General features: G+C 51.9%; 13 protein-coding genes. 9 read left to right on the top strand and 4 right to left on the bottom strand.

Features of this window, described 5'->3' with window-relative positions:
- Positions 1-24: 24 nt before the first annotated feature.
- Positions 25-888, top strand: coding sequence for a carbohydrate ABC transporter permease (locus AC1DWB_RS19915; RefSeq protein WP_477542850.1), 864 nt, complete (start codon positions 25-27; stop codon positions 886-888).
- A 133-nt stretch (positions 889-1,021) separates the two neighbouring features.
- Positions 1,022-1,303 carry a DUF2277 domain-containing protein gene (locus AC1DWB_RS19910; protein ID WP_477542840.1) on the top strand — a complete coding sequence of 94 codons (282 nt, stop codon included), beginning with the start codon at positions 1,022-1,024 and terminating at the stop codon, positions 1,301-1,303.
- 74 nt (positions 1,304-1,377) lie between these two features.
- Here the strand turns inward: AC1DWB_RS19910 and AC1DWB_RS19905 are convergent, their stop codons facing one another.
- Positions 1,378-1,788 (bottom strand): hypothetical protein, encoded by a 411-nt coding sequence (locus tag AC1DWB_RS19905; protein ID WP_477542839.1) that lies wholly within the window; start codon positions 1,786-1,788, stop codon positions 1,378-1,380.
- Between the two features lie 145 nt (positions 1,789-1,933).
- On the opposite strand from AC1DWB_RS19905, the gene AC1DWB_RS19900 reads away from it, so the two are divergent.
- Entirely contained in the window at positions 1,934-2,422 is a 489-nt protein-coding gene (locus tag AC1DWB_RS19900; RefSeq protein ID WP_477542838.1) for an RrF2 family transcriptional regulator, read from the top strand.
- A gap of 573 nt (positions 2,423-2,995) precedes the next feature.
- On the opposite strand, the gene AC1DWB_RS19895 is transcribed toward AC1DWB_RS19900, so the two are convergent.
- Both AC1DWB_RS19895 and AC1DWB_RS19890 read right to left on the bottom strand, forming a co-directional pair.
- Entirely contained in the window at positions 2,996-5,263 is a 2,268-nt protein-coding gene (locus tag AC1DWB_RS19895) for a helix-turn-helix transcriptional regulator (RefSeq protein WP_477542837.1), read from the bottom strand.
- A gap of 35 nt (positions 5,264-5,298) precedes the next feature.
- A complete protein-coding gene (locus AC1DWB_RS19890) occupies positions 5,299-6,861 on the bottom strand; it encodes a type 2 periplasmic-binding domain-containing protein (protein WP_477542836.1) in 1,563 nt (520 codons plus the stop codon).
- A gap of 244 nt (positions 6,862-7,105) precedes the next feature.
- Here AC1DWB_RS19890 and AC1DWB_RS19885 point away from each other — a divergent pair, with 244 nt between their 5' ends.
- The 6 genes from AC1DWB_RS19885 to AC1DWB_RS19860 are packed head-to-tail and all read left to right on the top strand — an operon-like array spanning position 7,106 to position 15,054.
- Positions 7,106-9,100 (top strand): right-handed parallel beta-helix repeat-containing protein, encoded by a 1,995-nt coding sequence (locus AC1DWB_RS19885; RefSeq protein WP_477542835.1) that lies wholly within the window; start codon positions 7,106-7,108, stop codon positions 9,098-9,100.
- Positions 9,101-9,111: 11 nt separating this feature from the next.
- Complete coding sequence (locus tag AC1DWB_RS19880; RefSeq protein WP_477542834.1) at positions 9,112-10,641, top strand: glycoside hydrolase family protein; 1,530 nt, start codon at positions 9,112-9,114, stop codon at positions 10,639-10,641.
- The gene (locus AC1DWB_RS19875; protein WP_477542833.1) at positions 10,638-11,468 is read left to right on the top strand and encodes an alpha/beta hydrolase family protein; all 831 of its coding nucleotides are present in this window, start codon (positions 10,638-10,640) and stop codon (positions 11,466-11,468) included. The genes AC1DWB_RS19880 and AC1DWB_RS19875 overlap by 4 nt, the downstream gene beginning before the upstream one ends.
- Positions 11,462-12,472, top strand: coding sequence for a D-2-hydroxyacid dehydrogenase (locus AC1DWB_RS19870; RefSeq protein ID WP_477542832.1), 1,011 nt, complete (start codon positions 11,462-11,464; stop codon positions 12,470-12,472). The genes AC1DWB_RS19875 and AC1DWB_RS19870 overlap by 7 nt, the downstream gene beginning before the upstream one ends.
- A gap of 2 nt (positions 12,473-12,474) precedes the next feature.
- Positions 12,475-13,692 carry a mandelate racemase/muconate lactonizing enzyme family protein gene (locus tag AC1DWB_RS19865; protein ID WP_477542831.1) on the top strand — a complete coding sequence of 406 codons (1,218 nt, stop codon included), beginning with the start codon at positions 12,475-12,477 and terminating at the stop codon, positions 13,690-13,692.
- 30 nt (positions 13,693-13,722) lie between these two features.
- On the top strand, positions 13,723-15,054 hold the full coding sequence (locus AC1DWB_RS19860; RefSeq protein WP_477542830.1) for an ABC transporter substrate-binding protein: 1,332 nt from the start codon (positions 13,723-13,725) through the stop codon (positions 15,052-15,054).
- Positions 15,055-15,250: 196 nt separating this feature from the next.
- Here the strand turns inward: AC1DWB_RS19860 and AC1DWB_RS19855 are convergent, their stop codons facing one another.
- On the bottom strand, positions 15,251-16,030 hold the full coding sequence (locus tag AC1DWB_RS19855; RefSeq protein WP_477542829.1) for a helix-turn-helix transcriptional regulator: 780 nt from the start codon (positions 16,028-16,030) through the stop codon (positions 15,251-15,253).
- Between the last annotated feature and the right edge of the window lie 99 nt (positions 16,031-16,129).

The raw sequence follows: 16,129 nt of genomic DNA, 5'->3' as shown, positions 1-16,129 counted from the left end.
GAGGCATACATTTTGAAGGAAAGCATGAGCAGAAAAGCATTTCTCGCATTGAATGTATCGCTACTCTCGCTATTATCGCTGGCTACCGCGTATCCGATCCTGTATGTCCTGTTCGCATCAGTGAGCAATCCGGCTGATTTCATGGCACATCAGGGGATTCTGCTGAGGCCGCTTGGATTCTCGTTGGATGCCTACAAGCTGGTGCTGGCGAACCGAATGATTACAGGCGGGTACGTGAATACCGTCATCATTGTTGTCGTAGGCGTTTCTATTAATTTGCTAATGACCTCGCTTGGCGCCTATTTCTTGTCACGTAAAGACGTGCTCTGGCGAAATGCGGTTATGATGTTTATCGTGTTCACGATGTTCTTCAGTGGCGGGTTGGTCCCTTATTATTTGACTGTAAAAGGGCTTCATCTCGACAATACGCTGTGGGCGCTAATGATTCCGACGGCTGTCAATACGTTCAATCTCATCCTGATGCGTACATCCTTCATGAGCATTCCTGATGAAATCGAAGAGTCGGCGAGGCTGGACGGCGCATCACATCTGACGATCCTTTTCAAGATCATCCTGCCTCTGTCCATGCCTGTCGTGGCGGTCATGATCTTGTATTATGGTGTCGGACACTGGAATGCTTGGTTCAATGCCATGTTGTTTATAAGGGATCGGGATCTGTATCCGCTGCAGCTCGTCTTGCGGGATATACTCGTGCAGAATGACACGAACGCGATGTTAGTCGGTGCCGATTCGTTCGATAAGGGGTTAGTAGCGGAAACGATCAAATATGCGGTCATTATAGTTGCCACGGTGCCTGTTCTGGCGATTTATCCGTTTTTGCAAAAGTATTTTGTCAAAGGTATGATGATCGGCGCGTTGAAGGGATAAGGAATGTTATCGTGTAGGGCGTGGACGCGGGAGACCGTGACGGTGCTCCACTGGATTGCTTCTGTTGGTTGGCGTGGAGGAAGGGAGTGTAGTAAGATGGTTACAAAAATGGGTATTCCAAAAGGAGCTCACTATGTGCCGAAACATCAAGACCCTATTCAATTTCGACCCTCCCGCTACCGAAGATGAGATTGTGGCAGCTTCACTGCAATTTGTAAGAAAGCTCTCGGGCTTCACCCAACCTTCCAAAGCGAACGAGGAGGCGTTCAATCGCGCCATCCAGGAGGTGGCTGTGGTGGCCAAAAATTTGTTGGACTCGCTGGTCACGAATGCGGACCCGCGTAATCGGGAGATCGAGATCGAACGTGCTCGCGCTAGATCGGCTAAGAGGTTCCCAATTCTGGGTGAGGATTAGATGACAGAACATATCGACAGTCTAGGACGAGAAACTTGCCCTAGACTGTCGATGCCATTTCAGGTGTGTTAAAATCAGGGGGTCAGCAGAATCTTATAGCTCTCCTTCATCGTCCATAGCAGGTAAACATGGACCAGGAACATCCCGATGACAGGGAATACTAGATTGGGATCCATAAAGAGATGGAACGCCAAAATATTTACCGTGATCGGGAACAGGACCATTAGAGTCAGGGGGATGAATCGTCCCGACAAAAGGAGGAGCCCTAAGATCAACTCGACGCTTTTCTCCATGATTAGCAAATATCCTGTTCCCAGAAGCTCGATCGCTGCTGGGCTCTTAGGCAAAAAGGGTTCCAAACCGAAGTAGAGAAAAAAACCGTTAATGCCCGCAAGAGTAAAAATCAAGCCAAGAAACAGACGCAATACGGTGACGATACGATTTGAACCTCGTGGCACTCGTCGAGCGGATGACAATAGAGGCATAACCAAACATCCTTTCCTATAATTAAGATAATAATTGTCTTAATTATAGTAATTGAATTTCGTATTTGTCAACATCAAATACACTAAAACTTGTCCTTATTGTCGTCATTTGATAAAATAAGGATAAAAAAGGATCGTGTATGGGATGAATAATTCTTTGAGTATCGAGTACGCCTTGCATAGTGTCGTAAATCTGGCACTTTTCCCTTCCGACCTCTCTGTGACCATCAAGCAGCTTGCCGGCTTTATGGGACTTCCTCCTACATATTTGTCCAAGGTATTTAACCAGCTTGCCAAAGCCGGTATCGTAAAAACAAGCGTTGGAAGTAAGGGGGGCATCCGGCTGCTGAAAACACCTGACGAGATCAGCTTTTATGATGTGCTAATGGCGTTAAACGGTCGAAGCCATATGTTCCAATGCTCCAATGTCAGGTCCTTTGCTATGGGGTATGAGGTGGTTCCGGGCATGTGTGAGGTGCATCAAACGATGTGGGAGGCAGAGGAGCGCATGTTCGAAAAGCTGAAAGCAACCCCGATCAGCTCGATTGTAGCTGATGTCCATGCCAAGCTTAAGCCCGGCGAGCTGGAGGAAAGAACGGCGATGCTACGGCAATTGGTCAGCCGGTCTTCGTGAAATAATAATTCCGAACTCTCCGCTATCAATTGCCCTTGCAATCACGCCAACGTCACGATCAATAGACGTTTTAATGTTACTAGCTGCATGTTTTCTTGTCGCTTCATAGGTTCGCGATCCCGACTCATAATGGTAAACCTCTGGTAGTATTCCAATTCGATTGAGTGCGTTCTGATATCGGCAAACCCAATCGTATACGGTTACCCGATGCTAAGCAGCTTCAATACCCGCTTCCTTCATTAGCCTTGGAGAGGGTGGGGCAAATAAAACTGCACTTTTGACTGCACTATTGCAGCATTTCGGAATTCGAAGAGGCCGCATGGAAGGCGCTCCTTGAAGGAAAGAAGAACAAGAGAGGGCAGGTAGGGGGAGTGGAGAAGTGTCAGCGGTCGTAACTCCTCTACCTGCCCTCCACACGCGCTAACTAAACTCAACGACCAAGGACCGTCCGGGAACCGGACGGTTTTTCTTATAGAGCAAGGGCATTTCTGCGGTTCCGTTTCCGGAAGGGCGCGCGGAGTTGCTGGATTAGACGACTCGCTCTCGAGGCTTCGGAAGCGAGCCGTGTAGAGCTTACTCCGGCTGCGCGCACTTTTTGTATTCACCCGGCGTAATTCCTATTTTCTCTTTAAACAGCTTAATAAAATAATGATTCGTTTGAAACCCGACGGCAACCGCCACTTCGTAAATTTTCGAATCCGTCCGCTGCAGAAGCTCCTTCGCCCTCTCGATACGCAGGCCATTTATGTATTCCATGAGGGAGAGACCCTTCTCTTTCTTGAATACCCTTCCGATATGGGTGGGACTCAAGTTGAATTCACGGGACAACGTTGACAAAGACAAGTCAACTTTCATATAGTTCTGTTCGATGTAGCCGGCAATATTCCGGGTTAGCTGACTTTCTTCGCTGCTGAACCGCTGCTTGACGAACTCGCAAGCTACTTCAGTTAGTTGCAGTAACCATTCTTTAATCGATTCGAAGCTTCTCAAGTGCAGCAATTCCTCGTACAAGTTCCGGTTCTCGCCGAACAGCTCTGCGGTGTCGATTTTTTGCGTCTTCACCGCTTTCAGAATGGCATGCAGCAAATCGCACAATTGTTCCTGTACGCTTGCGATATGCTGCTGCGCACACAGCCTATCCAATGCTTGAGTCACGCATACTGTCGCCTGAAGAGCATTTCCCGTCTGGATCAGATGAAGGAGCTTCTCGTCGTCGACGATGAGGACGTCTTCCTCTTTGGCGTCAGCGTATTTCTCCTGCTCCAGCAAGTTGATAATTAGACCGTTGCCCAGGCTGATTCGGTATTTCAATAAATCCTGCACCTTCTTATAGCAGCGGTGCAGCTCGACAAGCGGTCCGCGGAACATTCCGATACCGCAGGACACGGATATATTCAGCTTCTCCTCTGCCTGATCTTGCAGCTTCTTGCATAGGGAGAAGGCGAACTGGTTGAAATCAACCTCCGGCATAGCCTGTTTGACAAAAAACAAAACCCCCCAGCAGTCGGCATTAATTTCAACGATAACACCCGGCATCTCGTTCAGCAGTACCGTTCGGCATTGGTTGACGAACAAAATCTTCTTGTTATGCATTTCCTGCACAGAGGTGCAATAATAGGAATCTACCTCCAGGGCGAGAAGACCGAAGCTTTCCGCTTGCAGATCGATTTCCAGCAGGGCAGCATGCTGCCTGGCGTCGGTTTCCGATGTAAATCCTTTGGTTAACAGATGGTGGGAAAACCGGTCTTTCATCTGAGGCAGCATATTTTGGTAAGTGGATTGCAGCTGTTTGTTTTTATTCAGCAGTTGCTTAATGTCCTGATGAATCTGGTTCATCTCGGCCACTCCGTAGTTCCGGGCTTCGGTATCGCCGCGTGCGAGCATTTCTTTAATGGAAACGATCATCTGCTCGAAGGGTCTGTATACTACCTTGGCTAGCAATGCGGCCACGATGAGACATAGTAGGAACAGGACCGCGTTGCCCGCCAGGAGGAGCCGCTTCATCGCCAGTTCCGGAGCCATCAGGTCGCTCTGTTCATCCACCTTTACCATATAGCCGGAAAGCGCCTTTAATTGCGAATATTGAAGGATCGCGTCTTCATTTTGGAAACGGATCTGCCGCAAGCCCTGTTCGGTGCCCGCCATGTCTTCGATAGCAAAGTGATAGCCGCGCAGCTGGGCGGGAACGAACACGACTCCGGCATCGTTGACGATATACGTGTGCTTCAGCTCCGAACCCATCATTTTGTCCAATAACAGCCCGACGTCCATATTGATCATAATCATGCTCGTCTTGCGGATCGCATCGAAAGGAAGTCTCAGCACGATGGAGTATACCGCTTTTTTTGCCTCTCCGGGAAAGCTCGTATAGCGAATCGGCACTGAATCGAGCGTCGAGGTGGATGCTTCGAATATCGCTTTCAAGTCCGGATTGTAAGACCCGTCGATGTACTTGAAGTCGGGATCGAGATAAACCGAGTCGCCTTCCGGCCATGATTGAAAATAATGAATCGTCGATATGTAAGGATTGGACAGCTTGATTTGATTCAGCTTATTAATGATATTAATTTTATCGACTTGGCCTAACGGTTTCGCATTTTCGGCAGCGGTGCCGAAAATACGGTCCAACCCGTTTTCCTTCAATTTGCCCCATAGCTGCTCGTTGATCAAATTAAAGTTGGCTCCGTACTGCTTCAAAATCATCAAATTTTTATCGGTTTTTTGTTTCATTGACCGGTCGACGTTATTTTGGTAGTAATAATAGCTTACCATTAAGCCGGGAACGGTCATTACTAGCAACAAGACGAGAAACAACTGCCGCCGCAATTTTTTTGCTTTCATATCGACCTCCTGAGTCTGGAAGGCGGGAATCGCAATCAGAGTAACGGATACAGCCCCGCTTCTTTATATGCGGCATTTTTGTCCTTGATGACTTCGTCCATCCCCATCTTTCTCCATTCGACCAGAAATTCGTCCCAGTAAGATACGGATTTTTCCCCGGTCACAATTTGGATAAACGCTTCCTGCTTGGCGGTGTCCAATAACGCTTTGTACCGCTGCACCGAATCCAATGTCATTTCATTGAGCGTAATGTGATAGTCCAATGGCGTGTAGTGCTTCAACCGGGTTACTTTCATAGAGCTTTCCGCCAAATATTTCGCTTTCGGCGTATCTTGGACGACCGCGAAGTCCAGAATATCGAGAAATTCGAACGTGCCGGGAACGAATTTTTGATTCGGATTTGGATTATCCTTCATCTGGATGACCCTCTTGTCCCGATCCGCGTAATCGAACGTGACTCCCGGCAGGCCCAAATAAGAGACGGTCATATTGTCGGCGCTCTCCGCTATCCAGTCCAGCAGCCTGATGAATCCTTTGCCATTCATAGAGGTGACACTCGCTACAGTGTAGTTGGTCGGCTGGAGTATGCGGGGCAGACCGTTATCGTAGACTTGCGCCAGCGCAATCGGCTCGTAACGGAATTCGGGGGCGAGCGTTATCAACTTGTCATAAGCCTGGTATTCCCGGCCGAACCAGCCGATCATCGCCCCGATCTTGTCCTGGCCGATCAACTCCCACAGTTTATCCGCTTTTCCGCTGGCGGAGACGACGTACGATTCCGGATAGATCAGCTTTTCTTTGTACCAATTTTGCAGTGTTTGTAAATATATTTTGTATTCCGGGTCCATCTCAGGAGGCATATACGTCCCGTCCGCTTGTTTCCACCAGGAGATGCCGTTCCGTAGAAAGGCGCCGAGCAAAGTTTGGTCCGCTCCGAACAAATCGATATATAGAGGATAGAGCTCTTTGCCGTCAGTCGAGCGGCTTGGATTGGCCTGCTTGATCGCTTTCATCGCCGTTTCGAATTCGGCGACCGATCTCGGCGTCGGGACGTTTACTTGCTTCAGCCAATCGGACCGTACGGTGGTTATATAAGGAACGGCCATACTTTCGTTCGGGACAGCGTAGGTTTTGCCGTCTTTTCCTTTGGCCCATTTCCACAGCTCCGGGTTGATTCTTTGTTTGAGATGAGAGCCGTATGTATCGATAAGGTCGTCCAAAGGCAGCAGCATACCTTTGTTGATCGCATTTTGAAAGTGGACTTTGCTGAGGATGGTACCATCTACCGGTTCATTGGCGGCCATCATGAGACTGAACTTCGAGGGGCCGTTACCGTCCGAGCTGACCAGCTCAATGTGCACCCCCGACTTTTCCTTAATATAGTCTGCCACTTGCTTAACCCCCGGTTGAAGATAGGAGGGGGTTACGATCATCCGCACCGTTCCGAAATCGGACGGCTTGACAGTTTGTACGACTGTCCGATCCGGCTGTAAATCAGTCCGCTTTGCCTCCGTTTCGTCGGACTCGCTGCAGCTGGATAAGATCAGCCCGATGAGAGCAATCGCCGTCGCTGCAGATGAAAACGGTTTCAAATTCATCGCTATACCTGCTTTCCTTTTTTTTAAGTATAAGAGGAAACCGCTGTTTTCGGAAATACAACATTTTTGACTTCAATAACAATAATAAGCCATTCTCCCCCAATTCGGCTATTGTGTTACGCGGGATGCAATCGTTGTATATCCATCGGAAGCGGGCGTCCCCTATACTGAGGCTCAGCAAGCCGATGAGAGGAGCGGCTGGCGGAATCGCTTATATCGATCGATATTGGGGAGGAATGAGCAGGTGACCGAAAACAACCTGATAAGCAGGAGAAAACTGATCGCGGCTCTAGGCGCTGCGGGTGCCGCTGCGGTGGCGTACGGCTCGTCGCTGGGGGCGGCGAGCGTGGTTCATGGCGGGACTGTTTTGGAAGCGGTTTACGGTGGGGAAACCGCAAAGGGCAAGATGAAGCCGAAAGACTTGATGAACACCGACCTATGTGTGGCAACGACGATTGCTGAGCTGCGTGCGAACTCGACTCCCGATGCCGACTTCATCTACTTCGTGACAGATCGGGGCAAGGAGGGGCCGTTTTATTACGATGCGGGGGATACGGCTTCGTCCGACAATTCGGGGACGGTGATTGTTTCGTCGTCAGGTGCGAGGTTTAAGCGTATACACGATAGGGAGGTTAACGTAACTTGGTTCGGAGCGGTCGGAGACGGAATAGTTGACGACAGCGATGCAATCCAGGCGGCCATCGACGCGGCAGCCGGAGGCGTCGTGCGTATTCCGAAGGGGATTTTCCGGGTCACGAGGCAGCTTGAATTGAACTGGGACCACAGCGTTTCCCCGCTGGAGCATCGCCAAGCTCTGTCCGTGATCGGGGCTGGTAAGGAAGCGACGGAGATCGTCTCCGAGATTACAGGCGGCCTCTATGTGTTCAACCACGATATGACTCAGCAGCAGGCGGCCGCGTATCGATTTGACGTCGGGCTACGACTGCAAGGGTTTAAAATCAGGAGCGGTGGGGGAGATTGCGGCGGCATCCGCTCCGTGGGTACCGTGAACTTGACGATATCGAACGTCGCGGTCATCGGGATGAAGCAGCACGGATTTTACATTCCATACCGACGGGATTTGGAATATCCGTACGGCGACGGTCACTTGGGAACGGGACCGGATGCTTACGCCAACCTGTATCTTCAGATCGAGCACTCCTTGTTCCAGGCGTGCGGAGGCTGGGGGATAACCGTTGAACCATGGGGCTCTGCCGTCGATATCGCGAACAGTCAGCTCATGGACAACCAGGCAGGCGGAATTCGGGTTGCGAACGCTTCCACGAGAATCAACAACTGCGGTGTGGCGGGCAACGGCAGAACAAGTGCCGGAGGCGGAATCTTGATCGAGATGAACCAGTATTATACGGGAGGGGCGCACAACAACACGATCAGTCAATGCGAGATCGATTCGAACTCCAACTACGGCGTCCATTTCCGCGGCTGTTATTTCAACAGGGTGGCCCATTGCCGGTTCAACGACAGGCAGAATCCGGCTACCGGGATGTATTATGCCAATGCGGCTATCGTCTTCGGAGGACACCCGAGCTACGATACGTTTGCCAACATCGCCGAGAACATCAACGTAAGGCTGTCCCAGCATCAGTCGAGTCCGGCCTTTACCATATTCCGCTTCGACGGCAGAAGTTACGAAAACGAAGTGAGATGGGTGAAATACGATTTAGGCGGAAATGCCAACATTGCCATAGCGGGAGGCACGGGGGGAGCCCGGAACCGGGTGAAGGACTACTCCGGCAAAGATTTATGGGAAGACCGGCCGTTCAGCCAGAACGTGTTCGCGAGCGCGCGACTCGAACATACGGGTACGGTGGAACCGACGGTTAGCGGCGGCACGGAGACGAATATCGTATTCGACAGGGAGCTTTCGGACTCCTTTAACGCGTACGATCCGGCTACGGGGATTTTCGGCAGCGGCAATATTGGCGGCATCTACAGCTTTCAAGGCCATTTCCACCTGAAAGGAACCTTTGATGTCAGCGTTGTCCAATTACGCATTAAAGTGCAAGGGGCGAGCGGGGGATTCGTAAATGTTTATCAGTTGAACGTACCCGTCGCCTCTGCCTCGGCGTCGGACCCGATAGCCGTTCCTTTTCAGTTCACGGTAACGGCACTGCAAAACTACAAATACAAGATCACGCTCCTGCATCAGAACGCGTCTCCGCTCACAATCGACAGGGCGCTCGGACTTAGCGGGATTCATATTACGAAGATAGGTTAGGAGAGGACGAAATGTTTTATTTTCCGACTAACGGAAACCGGACGAATCGCGCGGTTATGTTTGCTTTCGACGACAGCTGCTTTCCGTTTCGGCACAACCTGCACTGCGAGCTGACTAAACCGGAGGTCCGGGAGCAGCCTGTTCTGACCCCGGGCGGTCCGGATGATCCTGACTCGTTGGCGTCGCATTTCTACGGCACCGTACTGTTTGATGAAGGGAAATACCGGATGTGGTATGTCGGCATGAGCCTCGGGCTCAACCCGGATATGCCGGTGGAAGAATGGAAGAAGCTCGAGCAGAAGCCCGGATTGCAGCGAGTGATGATGGGACCGATCTGTTATGCCGAGAGCGAGGACGGGATTCGCTGGACGAAGCCGGATTTGGGCCAACTGCTGTATAAAGGAAGCCGGCACAACAATGCGTTAGACCTGCCTGACGCGATTATCCATTGTCCGACAGTCCTGAAAGATGATGAAGATCCCGATCCGAACCGGCGGTACAAGATGGTGTACCAATATTATTTGCATACGGAAGCTACCAAGGGCTGGCCGACAATGCGGACCGCCGTCAGTCCGGATGGCATTCGTTGGACGGCGGGGCCGAGAGGGCTGATTGGGGAATTTGTCGAGCATTCGTCCTTCTACAAATTCAACGGCTATTACATCGTCAACGGTCAGACGAACGATCCGTGGCGTAAAGGTGAGGGCGGCGCACCTCGGGGGCGGCAGGGGTTTGTCTACATCTCGCCGGACTTCGAACATTGGCTCGAGGAATCAGCGGAATCTTTTGCCCTTCCGGAGCCGCATGATCCGGAGCTGCGCGGTCTTCATAAGGAGTATGATCAGGTTCATCTCGGCACGGCACCGCTAACTTATGGCAACGTAGCGGTAGGGCTGTACTGCATTTGGCACAATCGGGAGCCGTTTACGGAAATATCGGGCGACTTCGCTTTGGTGCTTAGTGACGACGGCATCCGGTTTCGGGAGCCGGTTAAAGGGCATGTGTACTTGCACGCCGAGGAATCGCCCGTTACGCCGGTACCAGGAAAATTTTACAACACGGTGTTGTGCCAGGCGAATGGCATCTTGAACGTCGGAGAGGAAACCCGGATTTATCACGGACGGTGGCGCAACTCTTGGCTCCCGCATGGATCTTTGTCCGAAGATTACTATGGAGAAGTAGCGCTGGCAGTGCTTCCGCGTGATCGGTGGGGAGCGCTGATGGTAGATTCCGGCCGCGAGAAGGGCTCCGTCTGGTCGGTGCCGGTGACGCTGCCCGAAGGAGCGTTCGAACTGAAGGTCAACGCAGACGGTACTCAGGGTATCCGGATCGAGCTATCGGATGAGCGATTCCGGCTTATTTCCGGATTTTCCGGAGAAAACAGCGGCTTTGTCCGAGAGGGTGGTCTTGATTGTCCCGTAGTGTGGCCGGGCGATCTGATCGGCTGTCTGGCAGGGCAGACGGTACGCATCCGGGTCAGTATGGATAATTCGGGCGCGGCCGATCCGAAGCTGTACGCGGTGTACGGAGTGGCCACATGAAGAATATCGAGGGAGAATGGTTAACCGAACATACGGTGGAAAGCGGAAGCTACCAGTTGAACTATTACATTCGCCGACCAGCGGGAGGTCCGGCGATCGGTCCTGCCTGGCTGCTGATCTCGACTGGCGGGGATTGGCAAACCTCCCTTTTCTCGGAACCTTATCGGCTAACAGCCGATGCGTTTGTAGCGAACGGTCACTTTGCTCTCAGTTTCGATACGCCTTGCCATGGGCAGCGTACCGAACCATACGGCGAACAAATAGAAGGGTTTCGCCATGCTCTTTCGCATGGGGACGATCCGTTTGAAAGATTCGTCGGTGACGCTGCAGTGGTGATCGACGACTGCATTCGTCAAGGTATCGTTAGTCCCGGTAACATAGCGGTTTGCGGCGCTTCAAGAGGCGGATATATGGCGTTCCGCCTCCTTGCGGCGGACCCGCGGATTTCCCGGGCGGCTGGCTTTGCTCCGGTTACGGACTGGCGCTGCCTTCGGGAGTTCGAGGAGATCCGGGATACAGAGCCAGTACGTTCCTTGCGCTTGCACCAGTACATCGATCGGTTGGCCGGCAAGCCTGTATTTTTGGCAATAGGCAATCGCGACACCCGCGTCAGTACACTCAGCTGCTGCAAGTTGTACACGGAGCTGACGGAACGCAATACGGCGCAAGGTTTTGCGGAAGCGATGGTTGAGTTTTATGTTACCGACGATCCGGCCCATACGATGGGAAATGCTTGGTACGAGAAGGGCGTACGATTTTTGCTGGAAGGCGCGTCGGTATCGGAGTGTGAAGCCGGGAGCCAAGACCGGGGGAGGCTTTCATGCTGAATATACTGATCGACATGCCGGTCGAGCCCGGGCAATTAGAACGGCTGCAGCGCATGCCGGACGTAAGAGTCGAGGTGATCCCTTTCCGCGAGAAGCCCGGGCCGCTGCAGGCGGTTCTCGTGCAGGACAAACAAGTAGTGTTCTGCACCTTCCCGCCGGCGAATACGGACGATTGCGCCGCGCTTGAACTGATCCAGATCAGCTCCGTTGGCTACAATCAGCTCGTCGGTCTCGGTCTGGCGGAGCGTGGGGTACGGGCCTGTAATGCTCAAGGCGTATTCGATGTACCGATCGCGGAATGGAATATGACGATGATGATACAACTCGCCCGTGATATGCGCGGGATGTACCGGAATCAGGAGCGGAAAGTGTGGGATCGCGATGCACGATTTCAGAAGGAGATCCGGGGAGCAACCGTAGGCATTTGGGGATACGGAGGAATCGGCCGGGAGACGGCTCGTCTGGCCAAAGCGATGGGAATGCGCGTGCATGCGCTTGTCCGGGGGAGCGTCAAGGAGCGGCACAGCACCTTTAACGTTCCCGGCACGGGCGATCCTCGGGGGGTCCTCCCGGACCTGGTGTTCACCGCGGGGGAGGAGAAGGCGTTTTTGCGGGATCTCGATTTCTTGATCGTGGCCGTTCCTATGACCCGGCATACGGAGGGTATGATCGGGGAAGATGAATTGCGGCTGCTACCGCCTACCGCGTTCGTACTGAATCCTGCACGCGGCCCGATCATCCGCGAGGAAGCTTTGCTGCGCTCACTACGTGAAGGGTGGATCGCCGGGGCAGCTTTGGATACCCATTATTACTACCCGATGCCTTCCGATCATCCGTTGTGGGAATTGCCGAATGTGATCATGACGCCGCACATTTCCGGGTCTTCGCAAAGCACTCATTTTCTAAATAGAATCTGGACCATTTTCGTGGAAAATGTACGGAGGCACATCAGCGGCGAGTCTTTGTTGAATGAACTGTCGCCGCGGGAATTGAAGGGAGAATAAGGATGATTATTACCGATGTTCGAACGGTGCTGCTGACGGGACCTTGCACGAACGATCCTTTCTTAAGCGAATCGCGCAAACGACGCAGTGCAGCGTTTATTGAAATTTATACCGATACGGAACTCGTCGGAATCGGAGAGACGTATATCGGTTACTTTTTCCCGGAAAGCGTTCCGGGAATCGTCGATTTTTTCAAGCCAATTTTACTTGGCAGGCAAGTCGACAACATTGCGGAGCTATGGCAGCGCATGTATCAATGCGGCAATTTCTGGTGCAGGGTCGGCATGGGAGTGTCTGTGCTGAACGGCATCGAGGCGGCGCTCTGGGACTTAAAGGGGAAGGCGTACGGGCTGCCGGTGTACGAACTGCTCGGCGGGCGCAAAAGCAATCGGCTCCCTTGCTATGCTACCGGTGGTCCTAGCAATTATCCGAAAGAGAAGCTGGCGGCCAAGCTGGATCATTATTTGTCGCTCGGGTTTAAAGGCGTGAAGCTGGGAGCGGGATGTCTGGACACGGAAGGTGAAGGCTGGCACATGCCGCGCTCCAAACGGGAAATTGCCGAGTTCGAGGCCGATAAGATGGAATTCGTACGGGCGCATGTTGGCAAGGACGTTCACCTCATGCTGGACGGGCATATGGGGAACAGTCCAACCAGTACGTGGGATCTGGATACGGCAATAGCCGTCATGGAGGCGCTCGAGCCGTATGACCTGCTGTTTTTCGAGGAACCGCTGCACTATACGGATGCGGCCGGTTATGCTGAATTGTGCCGTCGTACGACGATCCCGATTGCGGGCGGGGAATGTTTGACCGGCAGCTGTGAATGGAAGCTGTTCGCCGAGCGGGACTGCTTCGACGTTGGCCAGCCGGACGCTTCGTTTACGGGCGGACTGGGCGAATTCATGAAGGTTGCGGCGTTGCTGGAAGCGAGAGGCCGCAGTATCGCCACCCATGCATGGGGAGCAGGCGGCTGTCTCATGCAGAACATCCATTGTGGGTTTGCCAGCGCCAACACGCTGATATTGGAAATTCCGCCCGATTTCGCGGGGTTGCACAGCGAGATTGTGAGGGATTCGTTCCGTATGGTTGACGGCCATGTGCTTCCGCCGGAGCGGCCTGGACTCGGAATTGTGTTGACGGAGGCTATCAAGGACAAGTATCCGTTCGTACCGGGGAGCGGGGAATTCAATTCAGTGCCCGGCAAGGTGTTAACGGATTGATTGTAATCATAACAGGGAGGTCGTATTTTCATGCGTAATAGGTATAAGCTTATGGGTGTATTGTTGGCGGTTACCGTCATGCTGTCGGCTTGCAGCGGCGGCGGTAAGGGAGGCGTAGGTCAAGGCGGCGAGAGCAGCAAACCGGCAGCGGCTAACGAAAAGAAAGAGCCGGCGGAAGTCATTTTTTATACGAATAACGGATTGACGGTCGAGGGATTCGACCAAAACATCGGCAACAAGCTGCGAAAGAAGTTCCCCGATTACACGATCAAATTTATCGGGCGCGTCGATAAGAGCAATGACTTACCCGAGATGATCGCAACGAAACAGCGCTTCGACATTTATTTCGCGACGATCGGCAACTTTGAGAACAATGTGTTTCCCCATGAATTCCAGTACGATATGACCGAGCTTATCAAAAAGCATAAAGTAGACTTAAACAGGCTGGACCCGACCATTCTGGAAGGGGCTCAGAAATCGTCAGGCGGCAAAATGTACGGATTGCCCATCGAGACGAATACGTTGGTGTTGTATTACAACAAGTCGCTGTTCGATAAATTCGCCGTCCCGTACCCGAAAGATGGCGTTACCTGGGACGAAGTTTTCGAAATGTCCCGCAAACTCACACGAACCGAGGACGGAGTTGCGTATGCCGGATTCCTTCAGTTCCCCGTCTATTCGATGTTCATGAACCCGCTCTCGATTCCGACCGTAGACCAACAGACGGAAAAACCGACCATTAACACGAACGAGAGATGGAAGACGCTATTCCAGACGCTGTTTGTCACTCCTTCCGAGTTGCCCGGGTACAAGGAATATTTACAGCAGGCGAAAGGAAATGCCGCCGATCAGTTCATCAAAGACCAGAAGGCCGCCATGCTCTTGTACGTGCCAGGCCTCATGCTGTCGATGAAGGATACAATGAAAACGATGAATTTCGATGTCGTTTCGATGCCGTCGTTCAAAGACCAGCCAGGGGTCGGGGGACAGGCGTACTCCTCTTATTATGGAATCACGAAGATGGCCAAAGACAAGGATGCCGCGATGGAAGTGCTGAATTATATGTTGTCCGACGAAATTCAGAGCGGATTCGCCAAGCAAGGCAGTATGACGGTTTTGAAAAACGGCGATATCCGGAAGCTGCTCGGTCAGGAAGCCGAACTGAAGGACAAAAACTGGAAGGCTGCGTATTACAACAAATTCGCGCCGATACCGTACAAAGGTCCTTATGAAGTTCAAGTGGCCGCCATATACGCTAACTACGGGACGCAGGTGATGCAGGGCAAGCTGGATCTGAATACGGCTTTCCGCAATGCGGAGGAAGAGGCCGTGAAGAAAATTGCGGAATACAAGAAGCCGTAATTCATCCTATTGCGTTGGAGCACGGAAGAGGGGAGCTGCAATCTCCCCTTTTCTCCTGTCATTATCCAATAGAATTACCAAGAATGATAATTATTATCATCCATTCAGGCCCGTTGCATTTCGTTTAAAACCGGACTTCTACGATGAGTCCTTTATATTTAAAGTAGCACAAGTTAAAGAATGTAATGTTGTAATTTCAACTCGTGGAAGACCGTTCCTTCATATAATCAGACGGCGTCGTCGCATGAATGCGCTTGAACGTCCGTTGGAAGTAGGAGACGTCGCGATAGCCCAGTAGTTGGGAGATTTCACTCACAGTCAGCAAGGAATCCCGCAGCAGATAGATCGCGGATTTCATGCGAATAGCATGGACGTATTCACTGATCGTCTGACCGGTGGTCCGGCGGAATACCGCTGCTGCATAATTGGGCGTTTTGCCGATACAGTCGCCTAGCTCCTCCTTCGTCACCTTCTCCCGGTAATGGTCTTGAATATAGGTCTTCATGCGCTCGCCATGCTTGAGTATTTCTGGAGAGACAGGTGCCTGATCGAGCTCCCGATTCCACAAGGCAAGCACGTCCAGCAGGATCGCTTGACCTCTAATGGTCGAGTACATCTCGTTCTCTATCCATTCTCCATATCCCCGTCGAATGCGCTCCAGCACGAACTCGTACAAGCCTGTTTTGGCTTTCACCCATCGCTGCCGTTGAAGCAGGGGAAGGTGGTCTGCCAGAGCGGATATATGAAATGTCATCACGTATTTCTCGTGCACGACGGTGGGGATACTTTTGCCATAGTAATAAGTATTCGGGGGGATCAGCAGCAGATCTCCCTTTTCTGCGATCACTTTCTCGTTGTCAATCCAATACACGCACCTTCCATAATTGACTAGAATTAGCGCCGCTGGTGAAGGGTTGGAATCGACTTGTTCATACCACTCCATGCCTTGATCCATCCGAATATTGATGAGGTTCAACTTATGTCGCTCCTATCGGTTATTACAATACTATAGTGCATGATCCGTACTATAGTTCATTTTCTCGCGAATCCGGACGATTTACAATAGGGTCAACTA

It is taken from the genome of Paenibacillus sp. P4_E11, from assembly GCF_056401635.1.
The sequence above is the reverse complement of the archived record's forward strand: the minus strand, read 5'-3'. Positions and strand labels throughout refer to the sequence as shown.

What these genes read in the sequence shown, in the direction of transcription:
- AC1DWB_RS19905 (WP_477542839.1), bottom strand. Translation starts at nt 1,788, where the DNA reads ATGCCTCTATTGTCATCCGCTCGACGAGTGCCACGAGGTTCAAATCGT.
- AC1DWB_RS19870 (WP_477542832.1), top strand. Translation starts at nt 11,462, where the DNA reads ATGCTGAATATACTGATCGACATGCCGGTCGAGCCCGGGCAATTAGAA.
- AC1DWB_RS19895 (WP_477542837.1), bottom strand. Translation starts at nt 5,263, where the DNA reads ATGAAAGCAAAAAAATTGCGGCGGCAGTTGTTTCTCGTCTTGTTGCTA.
- AC1DWB_RS19890 (WP_477542836.1), bottom strand. Translation starts at nt 6,861, where the DNA reads ATGAATTTGAAACCGTTTTCATCTGCAGCGACGGCGATTGCTCTCATC.
- AC1DWB_RS19860 (WP_477542830.1), top strand. Translation starts at nt 13,723, where the DNA reads ATGCGTAATAGGTATAAGCTTATGGGTGTATTGTTGGCGGTTACCGTC.
- AC1DWB_RS19910 (WP_477542840.1), top strand. Translation starts at nt 1,022, where the DNA reads ATGTGCCGAAACATCAAGACCCTATTCAATTTCGACCCTCCCGCTACC.
- AC1DWB_RS19915 (WP_477542850.1), top strand. Translation starts at nt 25, where the DNA reads ATGAGCAGAAAAGCATTTCTCGCATTGAATGTATCGCTACTCTCGCTA.
- AC1DWB_RS19865 (WP_477542831.1), top strand. Translation starts at nt 12,475, where the DNA reads ATGATTATTACCGATGTTCGAACGGTGCTGCTGACGGGACCTTGCACG.
- AC1DWB_RS19880 (WP_477542834.1), top strand. Translation starts at nt 9,112, where the DNA reads ATGTTTTATTTTCCGACTAACGGAAACCGGACGAATCGCGCGGTTATG.
- AC1DWB_RS19900 (WP_477542838.1), top strand. Translation starts at nt 1,934, where the DNA reads ATGAATAATTCTTTGAGTATCGAGTACGCCTTGCATAGTGTCGTAAAT.
- AC1DWB_RS19875 (WP_477542833.1), top strand. Translation starts at nt 10,638, where the DNA reads ATGAAGAATATCGAGGGAGAATGGTTAACCGAACATACGGTGGAAAGC.